Here is a 352-nt window from a genome sequence, read left to right as displayed (position 1 = left end):
TGGCGGCGCTGAGCGTGGGGGGTTGTGTGGCGTTGAAACGCTCCTGATGCGTCACTACAGCGGTGCCCTTGGAGAATTTCAGCCAGGTCTTGCTGGCAGCGGGTAGTCGCTGGGCCCAGGCACGGCTGGCCTCGATAAATGGCTCCACGTGGTCGGCGCTGAACACTTCCAGGTGCAGCTTCTTTTCCGGGTGCTCGGCATTGCCGTCTCGATACTCGCCAATGTGACCGATCAAGTCGCCCGCCTTGATCAGGATGGGTTGATCGAGCACCACGATGCGGTCGGCTAGCGGTTCCGGGGCGCCTTCCAGCGAGTTGAAATGCACGTACTGATTAACACGCTCCAACTTGCG

General features: G+C 60.8%; 1 pseudogene. It reads right to left on the bottom strand.

Features of this window, described 5'->3' with window-relative positions:
* Positions 1-352 (bottom strand): annotated as a pseudogene (locus ACODSV_RS36365) (hypothetical protein); the annotation flags it as partial.

The sequence above is a fragment of the Pseudomonas sp. FG86 genome, from assembly GCF_057808775.1.
Note: the sequence above shows the minus strand (reverse complement) of the source record. Positions and strands in the feature narration are given on the sequence as shown.